The organism is uncultured Acinetobacter sp., assembly GCF_947626835.1.
Taxonomy (GTDB): domain Bacteria; phylum Pseudomonadota; class Gammaproteobacteria; order Pseudomonadales; family Moraxellaceae; genus Acinetobacter.
Genome location: NZ_CANQTS010000004.1, coordinates 36,656 through 54,450, shown reverse-complemented (window position 1 = coordinate 54,450; position 17,795 = coordinate 36,656). Strand labels below are relative to the sequence as shown.

Here is a 17,795-nt window from a genome sequence, read left to right as displayed (position 1 = left end):
GTGTATGAATGCTGAAACGGGTCGTGAATTGACAGGGCTGGAGCATTTAAAACAATCGATTGCCGATATTTTAAATACTCCGATTGGTTCGCGAGTGATGCGCCGTGATTATGGCTCTCGATTATTTGAGTTAATTGATGCTCCAATTAATAGAAGTACAGTGGTTGATATTGTTGCAGAAACAGCTGAAGCCTTAATGAAGTGGGAAGATCGCCTTGTGGTTAGTGCTGTAGATATAACGAGCGCAGTAGTAGGACAGATTGTTCTAAGAATCACTGGTAAATACAAACTTGATGGAAAAACTGTTCAATTGGACGGGATTGTGGTGGGCAAATGAGTACAGTCGATTTTTCACAGCTTTTACCGCCTAGCTTAATCACAGAATTAAGCTACGAAGCTATTTTCACAAAAAGAAAAGAAAGCTTCATATCTCTATATGATGCATCTGAACAACAAGCAGTACGAGAGTTATTGCAACGTGAATCTGAACCAGTAGTAAAGTTACTGCAAGAAAATGCATATCTGGAAATGCTTTATCAAGCAAAATGTAATGCTGACGCTAGATCTTTGTTGCTTGCTTATGCGGAAAAATCAGATTTAGACCATTTAGCACTCACAGAATATGGATTAACACGTTTAATCGTAACTCCTGAAGACATTTCTGCCACTCCACCATTGCCAGCAGTTTATGAATCTGACGAACGATTGAAAGAACGTTGTATTTTGTCATTTGATGGTATGAATACAGCAGGCTCTGCTAATGCATATCGTTATTTCACATTATCAGCAGATGGTCGTGTTGATGGTATTAAAGTCAAATCAGATGAAGAAACACCGTGTTTTTTAGACATTGTGATTACACAAGTCGATAGTGAAAATGGTGCAGCATCAGCAGAATTAATTCAAATAGTTCAAACCGCATTAGATCCTGATACAGTGCGTCCAGTTGGTGATAGACCAACCGTCAAATCAAGTATCGCAACAAATTACCAAATTGAAGCATCTCTATATGTTGGTAAAAATGCTGAGGATGCATTGTTACTTGAAGCAGCAAATATTCGATTAGATAAATATATTAAAAATGCTCAAAAAAATGGTGAGAGTATCTATCTATCTGCAGTTTATGCTGCATTGCATGTGGACGGTATTGAACGAGTAGAGATTATTTCACCGACAGCAGACTTGGTGATGGATAGTTATCACCACCCATACTGCACTGCTAAAAATATTACTGTTGGAGGTGTAGTTTGAAAACTTTACTTCCTCCAAATTCCACAGAACTAGAACGAAAACTTGCTGAAGTAGGTAAAGATGCTTTTGATTTACCGTCGATTCGTATCATCAAAGATATCGATCAGGTACCAGCGCAGTTTTTACCATTTATCGCATGGCAAAAGTCGGTCGATTATTGGGATGAGAACTGGCAAGACTCCCTAAAACGAAATGTGATTAAGAATTCACTTGAACAACATCGAATTAAGGGAACAGCAGCGGCAATCAAACGTGCACTAGAACCCTTTGGTTATGAAGTAAAGCTCATCGAATGGTTTCAGGCTGAGCCGAATTTAATACCAGGTACTTTCAATCTTGAGTTGGATTTAATTGGGAAAAGCTTAGATCAAGAAGTCTATAACGAAATTAGTCGACTTGTTTCTGATGCAAAAGCGGCTTCAAGACATTTAACCAATCTGACTATTACAACAAATCCGATTTTAACGATCCGCAATATTCTTGTGCATCAAACAGCATTAACGTATACAAGTGAGCCGAGGGCATAAATGGCTGAATATTATAATGTCACAACAAATTTAGGTGACGCTGAAATAGCGAATGCAATTGCCACAAATACAAAGTTGAATATCACTCATATTGCTTTTGGAGATGGCAATGGCTCTGTACCAACGCCAAATAAGGCACGAACATTTTTAGTTCGTGAAGTTCATCGTCAAGCTGTCACTAAATATGAACGTCATCCTACCAATGCAAATTGGATTGTCATTGAAACCATTATTCCATCCGATGTTGGTGGTTTTACCATTCGTGAAATGGGCATCATTGCGAATGAAAAATTGATTTCACATGGTTCACATGCACCTTTTGAAAAGGTAGCTGATCCAAGCGGTGTAAGTGAATATCGACTTCGTTTTACTCAAAATGTGACAGATGGTTCTGTTGTTGAACTGACGTTAGATGAATCGTTAATTTATGCAACACAAGCATGGATTGACGAAAATTATATTAAGCGTTCTGAAATCGTAGACGACTTAACCACGAATGATTCAGCTAAGGTATTGAGTGCTGCACAAGGTAAAGTGCTGAATGAAAAGATAACAAACATTCCTGTTTACTCTCTGCCTACAGCAAGCACAACAACAAAAGGCGGTGTTAAAGTTGGCACAGGCTTAAGTGTTGCAAATGAAGTTTTATCTGTTTCACTTAACAACACACTAACAAGCACTAGCAACACACAAGCTTTAACTGCTGCACAAGGTAAGATTTTAGGTGATTCACTTGATATTTTGAATTACTGTCCGATTGCATACCCAAAAAGCACACCACCAACAGGTTATCTAGCTATGATGGGTCAAGCAATATCGCAAGCCACATATCCCAAGCTTTATGCATTGTACGGCCCAAAGCTACCAGATTTGCGTGCATATAGTATTCGAGGTTTGGATTACGGACGTGGTATTGATACTGATCGTGTTGTTTTGAGTGAGCAAGATGATGCCATTAAATCGCACAGTCACCCAACTTGGAACCGTAATGTAAATATACAAACAGCGACTGGGGCAGGACATTTTAGTGTTACAGCAGGTCAAACAGGATCAACAGGCGCAGTAGGAAGCACAGAAACTAGAGTTAAAAACATTGCATTTTTATATATTGTGAAAGCGGGGTAATCATGTTTGCAGAAGAAACAAAAATAGTAAGACTTTATTCATTTGACAGTCTCGGCATTTACTGCGGAAATTTTGATTATAAATGGGAAGTCGGAACAGGACTTGCTGCAAATAGCACGCTTGTTGTACCACTAGAGTTTCAAGAAGGTTTTGTAAGAGTCTGGAATGGTGAAGCATGGCAACAAAAAGAAGATCATCGTGAAAAAACAGTGTACTCAACTTTAGATCAAACTGAATCAAAAGTCGATTATGTAGGAAAAATCAAAGATGAGTTTACAGAGTTAAAACCTAATTCTCACTTTGAAGTTTGGAATGACAATGACTGGCTTGATCTACGAACTGAAGAAGAAAAACTCGCGTATAAACGCTCACAATATCCAAAACTCACACGCTATCAATTTATGCGTGGCTTAATTGAAATGGGCTTTAAGTCCTTAGACATAGAAGCTCAAATCTTATTAATTGAAGATGAATTTACACGTGAATTAACAATGATCGGTTTTAAAGATGCGACTAACTTCGTTCGTACAGACCCCAGCATTGATGTGATGCGTGACTTGTTAGGTAAAACAGATGAAGAAATTGATGAGTTTTGGGAATTGAGTATGACTTTTTAAATCACAATTGTGAATAATGAAAATAACTGTTTAAAGCGTAAAAATTGACTAAAATCTTCAACTGAGATTGCGGTTAATGAGCGATATTTTTTTACATGGGATTCAAAACGTCACGGTAGATGATGGTGCGCGCCCCATTACTACTGTGCGTAGTTCCACTATTGGTTTGATTGGATCTGCACCAGAAGCCGATCCTTTAATTTTTCCACTGAATAAACCTGTTTTAATTGCAGGGTCACGTGCGCTTGCAGCAAAGCTTGGAGCAGAAGGAACATTGCCACAAGCGCTTGATTCTATTTTTGATCAAATTGGCGCCGTGGTTATTGTTGTGCGTATTGATGAAGAGGAAACAGCACCAGCTACATTAGCAAATGTAATTGGTGGTGTTGATGCAAACACTGGCACATATGAAGGTGTTCATGCATTCCTAGCATCTGAAAACATCACAGGCTTTGTTCCTAAAATTCTAATTGCACCTGGTTTTACACACACTCGTACAGAAGCAGTTGGCGAAACACCAGCTACATCAAATCCAGTTGTTGCGGAATTAATTGGTATTGCAGAGCGCTTAAAAGCAGTCATTGTTGCCGATGGTCCTAACACTAATGATGCTGATGCAATTGCATACTCAAAAGACTTTGGTTCTAAACGCGTATTCCTTGTTGATCCTAAAGTTTTAAAATCAGTTGCTGGTGAAACTTCTCAAGAATGGGCAAGTGCATGTGTTGCTGGTTTAATTGCTAAATCAGACAATGATCGTGGTTGGTGGTGGTCTCCGTCTAACCAAGAAATTAATGGTATTGTTGGTACTGCTCGCGCAATTGATTTTGCAATGGGTGATGCAAACTGTCGCGCTAATTTGCTCAATGAAAATAACATCACAACAATTATTCGTCAGCAAGGCTATCGTCTTTGGGGTAACCGTACACTTTCCACTGATCCGAAGTGGGCATTTTTATGTGTAGTACGTACAGCCGATATGATTGATGAATCTTTAAAAGCTTCACATCTTTGGGCAGTAGACCGTGGTATTACAAAAACTTATGTCAGTGATGTAGTTGAAGGGGTAAATGCTTATTTACGCTACCTTACAAACATTGGTGCTATTTTGGGTGGTTCTTGTTGGGCGGATCCTGAGCTCAATTCACCAGATCAAATTGCTCAAGGTAAAGTGTACTTTGATTTTGACTTTACGCCTGTATATCCAGCTGAGCATATTATTTTCCGTTCGCACTTGGTCAATGACTATATCAAAGAGATTTTTTCTTAAGGAGTATTTGAGATGGGTGTAGCAAAGGATATTCGTAAGAATTTTAATCTATTTGTTGATGGTCGTGGCTACGCTGGTAATACAGATGAAGCCAATATGCCTGAATTGTCTTTACAGACTGAAGAATATCGTGCTGGTGGTATGGATGCCCCGATTGATATCACGATGGGTATGGAAAAGCTAACAGCTGACTTTACTTTGAATTCACATGATCGTGATGTGCTATCTCTATTTGGTGTAAAAGAAGGTAGTTTGACTTCATTTACTGTTCGTGAAGCTATGGAATCATTCGATGGCACAGTTACACCAGTAGTTCATAATTTAACAGGTAAGATTGTCAAAATTAACCAAGGCACATCAAAAGCTGGTGAAGCACCAAAAGATAAATATGATTTATCGCTAACGTATTACAAACAGACCATTGGTGGTCAAGTGATCCATGAAGTTGATGTGATCAACATGGTTCGTATTATTAATGGTACAGATGTACTTGCAGATATTCGTTCAGCATTAGGAATGTAAAAAATGGAAAATCAAGAAAATCTAAAAAAAGATTATATTCAAGAAGGTGAAGGTGAAAATACAATTGAATTAAGCCGTGCTTATGGTGGGATTCAACATATTGTAATGCGTGAGCCAACTGTACAAGATTTATTGACTGCTGAATTACAAAGCAAAGGCAAGTCTAGTGCAGAGCAAGAAATCACTATGTTCACAAATCTTTGTGAAATTGAACCTGGCTTTATTAAAGGTCTTGGTTTACGTGATTATGGTCGCATTCAGGATTCATATCGACTTTTTACATCATAAGTGCAAATGACATTCGCCAGCTTGTGATTGCACTATCATCATTTACCTCATGGTCACTTTCGGAAATTGAGAGATTACCAATTTCAAGATTGATCTGGTGGTGTGATGGATTACCAAGAGAAACCGCTTAAGTGCGGTTTTTCTTTGCATAAGTGAATAATGAATAAAATGTATTAAAAATAACAAAATGGCACATTGGTTTAAGTGTGTCAGATGCAATGTCAAATAAGAAATTAAATGCCATTATCACGATTGGTGGTGAAGTCGCAGGATCTTTACGCACTGCAATTGGCAGTACGACTTCTCAATTAGGAAAAATCGGTTCTGAAATTCAACGCGTACAGAATCGGCAGCGAATGCTAACAGATTCTATTCAAACGTTTGGAAGAATGGGGCATAACGTTGATAACTTGCGCCGTCGCTATTCACAGACTGTTGGAGAACTTGAACGCCTTCGCATAGCACAAGATCGGCTAAATCGTTCCGAACGCGCACGCCTTGCAAATGCCGAACAAGCCAAAAAATTATACGGTGAGATTGGTTCGACTGTTGGTACTGCTTTGGCGGTTGGTTTGCCTATTGGTAAAATGTTGGCAGAATCGTCAGAATTTAATTATCAAATGCAAATGATTGGCAACACTGCCGATATGACGAAAGCGCAGATTAGTGGGCTTAAGTCAGAAATTATGGATATTTCCAAGGAACTGGCAGCCACACCACAGGAAGTGCAACGCGCACAAGGGTTCTTGACTGCCGCAGGCTTGGACATTGGCACCGCTACAAAAATGCTTAGACCGATCGGTAAAGCAGCAATCGCAACAGGCACAGACGTTGAATACGCAGCACGCGCCGCATACACATTGCAAGACTCGCTAAATATTCAGCCAGACAAAATGATCGGCGCGCTAGATGCATTAGCTCAAGCTGGTAAAGACGGGAACTTCGAATTTAGAGCGATGGCCGAAAACTTACCAGTTCTTGGTGCGTCATTCAAAGCATTAAAAATGGAAGGCAAGGAGGCAGCGGCCACAATGGGCGCAGCTTTGCAGATCGCGCGAAAAGGTGCCGCAGATGAAGCGGAAGCCGCGAACAACATGAAAAACTTTTTCGCAAAAATCTTGTCACCAAAAACATTAGGGAATGCTGATGCATTGGGCGTTGACCTATATGGAGCTATCACCAAGGCACAGAAAGAAGGCGGCAACCCATTCGAAGCAGCAATGGAAGGTGTTATCAAGGCGACAAATGGCGGCGACCAGAAGCTAATCGGTGAATTATTCCAAGACATGCAAGTACAAAATTTCTTGCGTCCAATGATTCAGCAATGGGATGATTACAAAAAAATCAAGGAGTCGGCTCTAAACGCTGACGGTGTTGTAGATAAAGATTTCGCTCTAATCAGTGAAACTTCGAAGTCATGGGGTGGCACTGTTGTTGCATCATTCAAGCGTATGGCTATCGCTATCGGTGATGCGCTGGAACCAACCTTCATTGCAATTGCAACCGCAATAACACCAGTGATTGACGGAATAACGACTTTTGTTCAACAAAACCCGAAAATTGTTGGCGCAATTGTTGTTGCACTAGCTAGCTTGACTGCATTTAAGGTTGGGTGGTTAATGCTCAGACTCGCAATGGTGGCGGTTAAAGCACCGTTTCTTGCTGCGACTGGGATGTTCGCACGCTTGCAAGCTGGTGCGACAATATCGCGTTTATCATTCGCAAAATTTATGCCAGTAATTCGGCAAATTGGCTTTGCATTGATGCGAACCCCTTGGGGCGCAGTAGCAGCCGTTGCGATTGCCGCTGGTGTGATGATCTATAAATACTGGGATCGAATCAAAGCATTCTTTAGTGGTTTCTGGACTGGATTAAAACAGGGGATTGCACCTGTAGTTACATCATTCACTGATCTTTATAAATCTATGTCATGGCTTCATCCTGTTGTCGAATTGATTGGTCGTGGGATTGGGATTGTTTACGACTGGTTTATGAAGCTGATATCACCGGCTAAAGCAACTGAAGAACAACTAAAGACAGCCACTAGTGCAGGCGAGTCATTTGGTAAGGTAGTTGGGACAGCGATTGAATGGATCCTAAAACCAATTACGACATTGGTCGATGCCCTATCTTGGATTCATAAAAATATTGGTGGAATTATTGGTAAGGTTGCAGATCTTGCAAATAAAGCACCGACTATTGGCGGATTCTTTGGTGCTGTAAAAAGCTCTTTAGGTTTTGGTAATTCAAAAGCACCAGCAAAAGCACAGCCAGCAGCAGTACCATACCGAACAGGAGTTGCACCACAAATTAGAGGAGCTAATACAAAGAGTATTGTTTCTCAACCAAACATAACCAACTCTTTTACGGTTAATGCTGCACCAGGTCAAAATCCAAATGAAATTGCTAATTTGGTCATGCAAAAAATGAATAGAGCCAGTGCAGTTGCTCAACGCGGTTCAATGTTAGATGTGGGGTATAGCCAATAATGAAAGGTCAAATATTCGGTACATTCCTCTCAATGATGAAGTTGGGAACATTTAGGTTTTGTATTTATACAGCTGCATATCAAGAACTGAATCGAACCACAAATTATAAGTGGGGAGAACAAGCGGTTTTTGGCGGTTGGGATAACTTACAGTATTTAGGACCAGGTGAAGATGCAATTTCATTAACAGGCGTAGTTTATCCTGAGTTTAAAGGTGGTACTGGGCAAATTGACGATCTAAGAGCATTGGCTGCAACAGGACAGCCTCAATTACTTGTGAGTGGTACAGGTAGAATTTTAGGTTATTGGGTGATTGGTAGCATTACAGAAGGCCAGACTAGGTTTGCTGCCTTTGGTGTTCCCCGCCGTCAGGAATTTACAGTGAATATGCGCAAATACTCTGATAGTCCTGAGCGCTTAGGTTTACTTGGCACACTAATGAATGCAATAGGTATATAAATGGCTCAATATTCAACGAAAGATGGTGATACTTTAGATGAAATCGCTTATCGCTATTATGGAAACACGAACAACAAAGTCGTGGAAAACATCATTGAAGCGAATTTTGGTATTACAGATTATCCAGCAATTTTACCTGCGGGTGTTTTGATTGAGCTGCCTGAAGTAACACAATCAACTGAAAAGCAGAAGGTGAAATTATGGGATTAAAACCTTGCTTCTCTGTCATTGCGAATGAAACTGATATCACCAGCATCATTTCAGATTTGTATGAATATATCTCTATTACTGATGGCACAGGCTATGAATCAGATACTTGCGAAATATCTTTAATTGATGACCCTATACGTCCTATTGAGTTACCAAAAAAAGGGGCTGAGTTAAGAATCTCCATGGGATACGACTTAGCAATGATTGATATGGGGCTTTTTATTGTTAGTGAAGTTTCGTTATCTGGACCACCTGAAAAAATGGTGATCCGTGGTCGTGCTGTACCTCAATTGACAAGTAAAAGCGGAATTACATCATTAGCATCTCAAAAAACAAGATCATGGCCAAAAGATACAAGTGTGTCGGCAGTAGTCACTAAAATTGCACGAGAGCATGGTTTAGATCCGTTTGTAAGTGATGCTGTTGCTAAAATTAAACTCCCGCATTTTGATCAGTCTGATGAATCGGATTTAAACTTTTTATTACGTATCGCTAAAAGGTACGATGTGATCTGTAAACCTGCAGGTGGAAAGCTACTTTTCGTAAAACGTGGCGATATTGACTTACCTAATTTGATTTTGGCTAAAGAACAAGTGAGCGATTGGGAAATGACATCGAGCACAAGTGATAGTGCAGGTACTGTAATTGCTTATTGGCATGATAAAAAAGGTGCTAAAAGAAAAGAAGTTAAAGTCGGAGATGGTGAGCCTGTAAAAAGATTAAGACATAGTTATCAGGATGAGAAAAGTGCATATGCTGCTGCACAAGCATCACTTGATCAATCACGCCGTGGTGAGGATAGTCTTAGTTTAAATTTACCTGGTAATCCTAAAATTTCAGCAGAAATGCCAATAACACTTGTGAATTTCAGAGAGGGAATTGCTGGTGATTGGATTGTTGAGCAATGTACACATAATATTGACAAGAGCGTTGGTTTTAAAACATCTGTTAATGGTGTGAAAAGTTTGAAAGAGGAAGAGTAGCTAGTTTGATTAGACATGTTATAATGTTGTTACACAGCTAATTACAGACTGTGGATAATCTTGTGTTTACGTCAATATTACGTCATATTAAATTAAATTATTGATTATGTTGGAAAGATACTACGTTGACATCGTAGAGGTCAGCAGTTCGAGTCTGCTTATACCTACCAAGATTTTAAAAAACCACGCGCTTGCGTGGTTTTTTTATGCCTACACCTTTTGCATAATTCAACTTGATTGATCAGCATTCTTGGCTTAAATTGAATGCGTATATTTTTTATACACTTTGTATATGCTTTGACTTAGAATATAACACCGATAAAACTGAAAAATACGTATAAAATTTCAGCAAAATCGCGATCTAAAAGCATATTTCGTTGACTGAAAAGCCCTGAGGGACGATACTCTCAGGGTTTTATTTAAGCAAACCGGTTCTAGGGGCTGTGCCACAAGCGTGGCTCTTAAAAACACAATCCAAAAGGGGATCTATATGGCTGGTGGAAAGTCAAAAATCATTTACACACTAACTGATGAAGCACCATTATTAGCAACTTACTCGCTATTGCCGATCATCGAGACTTTTACTAAGCCTGCTGGCGTTGAGATTGTTAAAACTGACATCTCTGTTGCAGCTCGTGTACTTGCAGAATTTTCAGAATTTTTAACTGAAGAGCAAAAGGTTACCGATAACCTTGCTGAATTGGGCCGTTTAACCCAAGACCCAGACACTAACATCATCAAATTGCCAAACATCAGTGCCTCTGTTGCACAGTTAACGGCGTGTGTGAAAGAATTACAAGCAAAAGGCTATGCAATTCCGAACTACCCAGAAAACCCAACCACTGACGAAGAAAAAGCACTTAAAGCACGTTTTGGTAAGTGCTTAGGTTCTGCGGTAAACCCTGTGTTACGTGAAGGTAACTCAGACCGCCGTGCACCGACTGCTGTTAAAAACTACGCGAAAAAACACCCACATTCTATGGGTGAGTGGAAACAATGGTCACAAACTCACGTATCGCACATGCAAGAAGGTGACTTCTACCATGGTGAGAAGTCAATGACTTTAGACCGTGCGCGTAATGTGAAAATGGAACTCATCACCACAGCTGGTGAAACCATTGTTTTAAAAGACAAAGTGGCGTTACAAGACGGCGAAATCATTGATTCTATGTTCATGAGCAAGAAAGCGCTTTGCGATTTCTATGAAAAAGAATTGGCTGATTGTAAAGAAGCAGGCATCTTGTTCTCTTTACACGTAAAAGCAACCATGATGAAAGTTTCACACCCGATCGTATTTGGTCACTGTGTGAAAATTTACTACAAAGAAGCATTTGAAAAACACGGTAAGCTATTTGAAGAGCTTGGCGTAAACGTAAATAACGGTATGGCTGGTCTTTATGAAAAGATCGCAACCTTACCAACGTCTTTACGTGAAGAAATCATTGCTGATTTACATGCATGCCAAGAACACCGTCCTGCACTTGCAATGGTCGACTCTGCTAAAGGCATCACTAACTTCCATTCTCCAAACGACGTGATTGTAGATGCTTCTATGCCTGCAATGATCCGTGGTGGCGGTAAAATGTGGGGTGCTGACGGCAAGCCTTACGACTGTAAAGCAGTGATGCCTGAATCAACATTTGCGCGTATTTACCAAGAAATGATCAATTTCTGTAAGTGGAATGGTAACTTCGATCCTAAGACCATGGGTACTGTACCTAACGTTGGTCTTATGGCGCAAAAAGCTGAAGAATACGGTTCACACGACAAAACTTTTGAAATTTCAGCAGCAGGCGTTGTCAACATCACTGACATCGAAACCGGTGAAGTGTTGATGTCACAAAATGTTGAAGAAGGCGATATCTGGCGTATGTGTCAGGTGAAAGACGCACCGATTCAAGATTGGGTTAAACTTGCGGTAACACGTGCACGTAACTCTGGTATGCCAGCGATCTTCTGGTTAGACCCGTACCGTCCACACGAAAACGAAGTGATCAAAAAAGTTGAAAAATACTTAAAAGATCATGACACGACTGGTCTAGACATTCAAATCATGTCACAAGTACGTGCAATGCGTTTCACACTTGAACGTGTAGCGCGTGGCCTAGATACGATTTCTGTAACAGGTAACATTTTACGTGATTACCTAACAGACTTGTTCCCAATTATGGAATTGGGTACATCTGCCAAAATGTTGTCTATCGTGCCATTAATGGCAGGTGGCGGCATGTACGAGACTGGTGCAGGTGGTTCAGCACCTAAACACGTACAACAACTTGTTGAAGAAAACCACTTACGTTGGGATTCTTTAGGTGAGTTCTTGGCACTTGCTGTATCTTTAGAAGAGATGGGCATTAAAGAAGACAACGCAAAAGCAAAACTTCTTGCCAAAACTTTAGATGCTGCAACAGGCAAATTGCTTGACAATGACAAGTCTCCATCACGTCGTACTGGTGAACTTGACAACCGTGGCAGCCACTTCTACCTAGCGAAATTCTGGGCTGAAGAGCTTGCAAACCAAGATCAAGATGCTGAGCTAAAAGCACAATTTGCACCACTTGCAGAAAACTTAGCTACAAATGAAGAAAAAATTGTTGCTGAGCTTGCACAAGTTCAAGGTCAATCTGTAGATATCGGTGGTTACTACGCTGTTGATCCTACAAAAGTAGATGCAGTAATGCGTCCAAGCACAACATTAAACACTGTGTTAGACACATTTAAAGCTTAACTTTAAGCTTGCGAAAAAACCGGTGCATGGCACCGGTTTTTTTATGGGTGGTAGCGTCAGTTCACTCAGTAAAGTTACACTCTGTTTAGACAATTGATATTCAAGCAGGCAATAAAATACAGTACACTCAAGCACTATCGCCACAACAATAACTTTTAGCACAATGAGTCAATTATGATAAAAATAATGTTGGGTACAACGCTTATTGTTGTATCAATCACGAGTTATGTACTGTATCAGCACAAAAAACAACAGCAGCAACATTATGTGGATCAGGTGTTAAATGAAGCCAAAAGGTCATTGCATACTGTACAAAAAAACCCATATTACCAAAATCAACCCATTGAAATATCAAATAAAACTGTTATCACTCATTAAGCGTTAGAGTACTTTACAGCCCTATACTTGTACAGTAATGCCATACAAGTTAAGCGATTAAATGTAATTTTTAGAAAAAATAAAAAATCAATGTGTTATAATTACCGTACTGTAAGTTAAATCAATGTGTTTTTTTTATAAGTACTTGATTTAAATGAAAGTGAGGAAAGCTGCATAAATGATATGCAGCTTTTTTGTTTACACTATTTCAATATTGGATTTAGGGTAAATAATTTTCCTCTTAAAATGGAACATTTGGCATATCCATTGCTTAATTTGCTGCTAACTCTTTGATAGTGTCATCAAGAGTCTCTCCTATCGCACAGTTAGGTATTACTTATTTATAGGGGCTAGGTCATGACGACTCCTAATCCATCTTCCGCAAATATGCTAGAACGTCTGTTTAAACTCAGCGAAAATAAAACCAATTTTCGCACAGAGGTCATAGCAGGTATCACCACATTTTTAACAATGTGTTACATCATTATTGTCAATCCAATGATTTTATCTGAAACAGGTATGGATCATGGGGCTGTCTTTGTTGCCACCTGTCTTGCCGCAGCTATTGGCTGTATGGTGATGGGATTGGTTGCAAATTATCCTATTGCATTGGCACCGGGTATGGGCTTAAACGCTTACTTTACCTATTCGGTGTGTATGGGCATGGGTGTGCCATGGCAAACTGCACTGGCTGCAGTGTTTGTCTCAGGTTTGGTATTTATTGCCATTAGTATGTTTAAAGTCCGTGAGGCAATTGTCAATGCCATTCCGATGTCGCTTAAACTGGCGATTGGCGGTGGTATTGGTTTATTCTTGGCTTTAATTGCACTCAAAAATGCTGGTGTCATTGTAGATAACCCAGCGACTTTAGTGGGCTTAGGTGATTTAAAACAACCTTCGGTTTTACTGGCTTTATTTGGCTTCTTGATGGTCGTGGTGATGCATCAATTTAAAGTACGTGGTGCTATCATCATCAGTATCTTAGTGTTGACCGCCATTTCAACTGCCTTAGGCTTAAGCGAATTTCATGGTGTGATTGGTGGCGTTCCTTCAATTGCCCCAACTTTTATGCAAATGGACTTTGAGGGTCTATTTACAGCCAGCTTAATTGGTGTGATTTTTGTTTTCTTCTTGGTCGATTTATTTGACTCAACCGGTACTTTGGTGGGCGTATCACACCGTGCAGGTTTACTCAAAGATGGCAAATTACCACGTTTGAAAAAAGCCTTATTTGCTGATTCATCTGCGATTGTGGCAGGTGCGGCTTTAGGTACATCATCTACCACGCCTTATATTGAATCATCAGCGGGTGTTGCTGCTGGTGGTCGTACCGGTTTAACTGCTCTTGTCGTAGGGTTGTTGTTTGTGGCGTGTTTATTTTTAGCACCGCTTGCACAATCAGTACCTAGTTTTGCCACAGCGCCTGCATTATTGTTTGTTGGTGTATTGATGATTCAGGGCATCACCCATATTGATTGGGACGATATTACCGAAGCGGTACCTGCCTTTTTAACCATTGTATTTATGCCATTTACCTATTCAATTGCAGATGGTATTGCAATGGGCTTTATTAGTTATGCCTTAGTCAAATTACTTACAGGTAAGGCATCAACCGTACCGTATATGGTATGGATTATTGCGGTACTTTGGGCATTAAAATTTGCGCTGTTTGGTGGTTAATTTCATCAAAACAACCAAAAGGGTGCAACCTTTAAGGTGAGCACCCTTTTTTATATCAATAAGAGGATAAGATCATGACGCAACTTGATTTAATTCGTGCATTACCCAAAGCTGAGTTACATGTGCACATTGAAGGCACCTTTGAGCCTGAGCTGATGTTTGCTATTGCACAGCGTAACCAAATTGAAATTCCATATAAATCGGTTGAAGAAGTTAAACAAGCCTATAACTTTCATAATTTACAGTCATTTTTAGACATTTATTATGCAGGCGCTCAAGTGTTAATTCATGAACAAGATTTTTATGATTTAGCATGGGCATACTTTGAAAAATGTGCCGAAGATCATGTGGTACATACCGAAATGTTCTTTGACCCACAAACCCATACCGACCGTGGTGTGGCTTTTGAAACCGTACTCAATGGTCTAAAACGTGCTTGTGATGATGCAAAAACCAAACTTGGTATTAGCTCGCATTTAATTATGTGTTTCTTGCGTCATTTAAGCGAAGAAGCAGCCTTTGAAACCCTTGCACAAGCTTTACCGTATAAAGCCCACATTATTGGGGTTGGTTTAGATTCAAGCGAAGTGGGGCATCCACCGAAAAAGTTCGAGCGTGTTTTTGCTAAAGCGCGTGAAGCTGGCTTTTTAATTGTGGCACATGCCGGTGAAGAAGGACCTGCAGATTACGTATGGCAAGCTTTAGATTTACTTCAAGTCAATCGTATTGACCATGGTGTACGCTCAGAAGAAGATCCAAAATTGATGCAGCGTTTAATTCGCGACAAAATGCCACTTACCGTGTGTCCACTGTCTAATTTAAAGCTGTGTGTGGTTCAAGATATGCGTGAGCATAATATTCGTCGTTTACTACAACAGGGTGTTAAAGTCACTGTCAATTCAGACGATCCGTCTTATTTTGGCGGTTATATGAATGACAACTTTATTGCCATTACACAAGCACTTGATTTAAGCGAAGATGAACTCAAACATTTGGCAATCAATTCTTTTGAGGCATCTTTTATCAGTGAGCAAGACAAACAACAGTGGATTGAGAAAATCCAAGCGCTTTAAACACAAGGGCAGCTTCGGCTGCCTTTTGCTTGCAGGATATTTAGACCATGCAAAAAAAATATCTCATTTTATTGGCTATGCTGTTGTCATCACATACAACAGCCGCCAGCCTCACCCAAAAAATGCTCAGACCTGTGATTGCTTATCAATGCCAACAAGAGCTCAAAGACTCTAAAGTCTGGAGTGCTGCAAGTTGGTTAATGAGCGCACAACAAAAGCAAACGCATCAAGACAGGATCTGTGGCTGTGTCAGTCAACATGCCATGAACGATATGGATGCCAAAGATGTAGCGTTAGCTGTAATTAACGAAGACGAAAAAAATAGATTGGTTCGTCAAGCGGTCATGAACAGCTTAAAAGGCTGCATCGCAGAAGCTGTGCGTTAATTTTTGGGTTGGCGGGTCATGCTGATCAAGACATGGTCTTTGTCTATAAAGTGATGTTTAAGTGCAGCAGCAATATGACCCAGTAATAAAACACCTACGGCCCAAGACAAGTAAATATGTAAGGGTTTAACAATCGCCAACAGTTCAGGGTTTTTATCTACTAAGCGTGGAATTTCAAACCAATATAATACCGGTGCAGGATGTCCTGCGCTCCAACTAAATAAACAGCCCGTCACCGGCAATGCAATTAGCATCAAATACAAAGCTAAATGACCCAAATGCGCCATTTTTTTCATAAAAGGGTTCATGGTGTCGGGAAGTTGCGGTATAGGATGGGTATAACCCCAGAAAATGCGTACCAGCAATAAGAAAATAATTACGGTAGCAATATTTTTATGTAAAGTGATCACACTGCCTTTAAAGCTACCATCGACCGCATAAGATAAAAAATTCCCACTGTAAAAACCAATCAGCCATGCTGCAATAAAAATAATGGCCATGATCCAATGTAAGTATTGCGCTGTACGGGTGTAATAGTTTTGATGCATGTTGTTTTAAGCTCGTCTAAATTGTCATCAGTATAGGATGGATTTGGGTTTCAGCACAGCTTGTGCTTGCAACGCTCTATTCATGTCATTGAAACGCTAGTTGCTGTTATTTTATGCATCTAAATGGGGGATGCATGTCTTATATAGTAAGATTTGGGCACAATAGCGCCATACATGTTGTATAACCATTTGGGAAAATAATCGTGAAAAAATTACTTGCTGTGCTAGCACCTTTTGCTCTTGCTTTAACTGCCTGTGCAATAACCGATGGCACAACTGCTACAGGTCAAACTTCAGCTGCGACAGGTGCACAGCAATTGGCTATGGCAGCGGTAAAGGTCGGTGTACAGGCGAAGTGTGTCACTGAAGTTGAAAACAACAGCTATTGGCAAACTGCTTCACAACTTTTGACGCAAACACAAAAGCAAGAATTACAAACCGAAGTCTGTAGCTGTGTGGGCGAAAAAGCCACCACCTCAGTGACTGCAACAGATTTAGTTATTGCCGCGATGGATAAAACTTCACAAGCCAATTTAGCCACTAAAATAGTGACGAATACCTTAAATGCTTGTGTGGTTGAAACTTTAAAAAACTAAGCAAATGAATACATAACCAAAAGCGATCTTAAGCTGTGTCTTAGGGTCGTTTTTTTATGAACAAAAGTGAGGAAAAGATGTTAATTGCGGGTACAGATGAAGCAGGGCGCGGGCCTTTGGTTGGCTCAGTGGTGGCAGCAGCAGTTATTTTAGATCCAAAAAATCCGATTGATGGACTCAATGACTCTAAAAAACTCACCGAAAAAAAACGTGAGCAATTATTTATTGAGATTCAAGAAAAAGCCTTAGCATGGTCAATTGCGCAAAGTAGTGCAGCAGAGATTGATGAGCTCAATATCTTACAAGCCTCACTGCTTGCAATGCGCCGTGCTGTAGAAGGCTTAAATATTCAACCTGAACATGTTTTGATTGACGGCAACAAGCTGGTGCAAGGTTTAAGCATGTCGTGCGAGGCTGTGATTGGGGGGGATGCTTTACATGCTGAGATTTCAGCGGCGAGTATTTTGGCCAAAGTGACTCGAGATCGCCAGATGCTTGAGCTTGATGCACAGTATCCGCAATTTGGTTTTGCCAAGCATAAGGGCTATCCGACCAAAGCACATTTTGCTGCTATTGCAGAGCATGGGGTGATTGCTGAACATCGTCGTAGTTTTGCACCAGTACGAAAAGCCTTAACTGAGCAGTAATCCCAATAAAGCGGTAGAT

At 40.2% G+C, this 17,795-nt stretch carries 19 protein-coding genes; 18 read left to right on the top strand and 1 reads right to left on the bottom strand.

Features of this window, described 5'->3' with window-relative positions:
* The first annotated feature begins 4 nt into the window (after positions 1–4).
* The 16 genes from Q0Z55_RS03635 (at position 5) to Q0Z55_RS03560 (ending at position 15,985) form a co-directional block, all read left to right on the top strand.
* Entirely contained in the window at positions 5–337 is a 333-nt protein-coding gene (locus Q0Z55_RS03635; RefSeq protein WP_297424266.1) for a GPW/gp25 family protein, read from the top strand.
* On the top strand, positions 334–1,251 hold the full coding sequence (locus tag Q0Z55_RS03630; RefSeq protein WP_297424263.1) for a baseplate J/gp47 family protein: 918 nt from the start codon (positions 334–336) through the stop codon (positions 1,249–1,251). Before Q0Z55_RS03635 ends, Q0Z55_RS03630 begins: the two co-directional genes overlap by 4 nt.
* On the top strand, positions 1,248–1,778 hold the full coding sequence (locus tag Q0Z55_RS03625; protein WP_297424260.1) for a phage tail protein I: 531 nt from the start codon (positions 1,248–1,250) through the stop codon (positions 1,776–1,778). The genes Q0Z55_RS03630 and Q0Z55_RS03625 overlap by 4 nt, the downstream gene beginning before the upstream one ends.
* The gene (locus tag Q0Z55_RS03620; RefSeq protein WP_297424258.1) at positions 1,779–2,903 is read left to right on the top strand and encodes a phage tail protein; all 1,125 of its coding nucleotides are present in this window, start codon (positions 1,779–1,781) and stop codon (positions 2,901–2,903) included.
* 2 nt (positions 2,904–2,905) lie between these two features.
* Positions 2,906–3,520 carry a hypothetical protein gene (locus Q0Z55_RS03615; RefSeq protein ID WP_297424255.1) on the top strand — a complete coding sequence of 205 codons (615 nt, stop codon included), beginning with the start codon at positions 2,906–2,908 and terminating at the stop codon, positions 3,518–3,520.
* 76 nt (positions 3,521–3,596) lie between these two features.
* Positions 3,597–4,790, top strand: a complete 1,194-nt coding sequence (locus Q0Z55_RS03610; RefSeq protein WP_297424252.1) for a phage tail sheath subtilisin-like domain-containing protein — start codon at positions 3,597–3,599, stop codon at positions 4,788–4,790.
* 12 nt (positions 4,791–4,802) lie between these two features.
* Positions 4,803–5,312 (top strand): phage major tail tube protein, encoded by a 510-nt coding sequence (locus Q0Z55_RS03605; protein ID WP_297424250.1) that lies wholly within the window; start codon positions 4,803–4,805, stop codon positions 5,310–5,312.
* Positions 5,313–5,315: 3 nt separating this feature from the next.
* Positions 5,316–5,600 (top strand): phage tail assembly protein, encoded by a 285-nt coding sequence (locus Q0Z55_RS03600; RefSeq protein ID WP_297424248.1) that lies wholly within the window; start codon positions 5,316–5,318, stop codon positions 5,598–5,600.
* A gap of 206 nt (positions 5,601–5,806) precedes the next feature.
* Entirely contained in the window at positions 5,807–8,089 is a 2,283-nt protein-coding gene (locus Q0Z55_RS03595; RefSeq protein WP_297424246.1) for a phage tail tape measure protein, read from the top strand.
* Positions 8,089–8,547 carry a phage tail protein gene (locus Q0Z55_RS03590; RefSeq protein ID WP_297424244.1) on the top strand — a complete coding sequence of 153 codons (459 nt, stop codon included), beginning with the start codon at positions 8,089–8,091 and terminating at the stop codon, positions 8,545–8,547. Before Q0Z55_RS03595 ends, Q0Z55_RS03590 begins: the two co-directional genes overlap by 1 nt.
* Positions 8,548–8,757: a tail protein X gene (locus Q0Z55_RS03585; RefSeq protein ID WP_119064391.1), complete on the top strand. Its 210-nt coding sequence runs from the start codon at positions 8,548–8,550 to the stop codon at positions 8,755–8,757.
* Complete coding sequence (locus Q0Z55_RS03580) at positions 8,748–9,740, top strand: contractile injection system protein, VgrG/Pvc8 family (protein WP_297424239.1); 993 nt, start codon at positions 8,748–8,750, stop codon at positions 9,738–9,740. Before Q0Z55_RS03585 ends, Q0Z55_RS03580 begins: the two co-directional genes overlap by 10 nt.
* A 490-nt stretch (positions 9,741–10,230) precedes the next feature.
* Positions 10,231–12,468 (top strand): NADP-dependent isocitrate dehydrogenase, encoded by a 2,238-nt coding sequence (locus Q0Z55_RS03575; RefSeq protein ID WP_297424236.1) that lies wholly within the window; start codon positions 10,231–10,233, stop codon positions 12,466–12,468.
* A gap of 735 nt (positions 12,469–13,203) precedes the next feature.
* On the top strand, positions 13,204–14,526 hold the full coding sequence (locus Q0Z55_RS03570) for an NCS2 family permease (protein WP_297424233.1): 1,323 nt from the start codon (positions 13,204–13,206) through the stop codon (positions 14,524–14,526).
* Positions 14,527–14,600: 74 nt separating this feature from the next.
* Entirely contained in the window at positions 14,601–15,599 is a 999-nt protein-coding gene (locus Q0Z55_RS03565; protein WP_297424231.1) for an adenosine deaminase, read from the top strand.
* Positions 15,600–15,646: 47 nt separating this feature from the next.
* Positions 15,647–15,985 carry a hypothetical protein gene (locus Q0Z55_RS03560; protein WP_297424228.1) on the top strand — a complete coding sequence of 113 codons (339 nt, stop codon included), beginning with the start codon at positions 15,647–15,649 and terminating at the stop codon, positions 15,983–15,985.
* On the opposite strand, the gene Q0Z55_RS03555 is transcribed toward Q0Z55_RS03560, so the two are convergent.
* The gene (locus Q0Z55_RS03555) at positions 15,982–16,533 is read right to left on the bottom strand and encodes a cytochrome b (protein WP_297424225.1); all 552 of its coding nucleotides are present in this window, start codon (positions 16,531–16,533) and stop codon (positions 15,982–15,984) included. The genes Q0Z55_RS03560 and Q0Z55_RS03555 overlap by 4 nt on opposite strands.
* Before the next feature lie 203 nt (positions 16,534–16,736).
* Here Q0Z55_RS03555 and Q0Z55_RS03550 point away from each other — a divergent pair, with 203 nt between their 5' ends.
* Positions 16,737–17,129, top strand: a complete 393-nt coding sequence (locus Q0Z55_RS03550) for a hypothetical protein (RefSeq protein WP_297424222.1) — start codon at positions 16,737–16,739, stop codon at positions 17,127–17,129.
* Positions 17,130–17,206: 77 nt separating this feature from the next.
* On the top strand, positions 17,207–17,776 hold the full coding sequence (rnhB, locus tag Q0Z55_RS03545) for a ribonuclease HII (protein WP_297424463.1): 570 nt from the start codon (positions 17,207–17,209) through the stop codon (positions 17,774–17,776).
* The last annotated feature ends 19 nt before the right edge of the window (positions 17,777–17,795 follow it).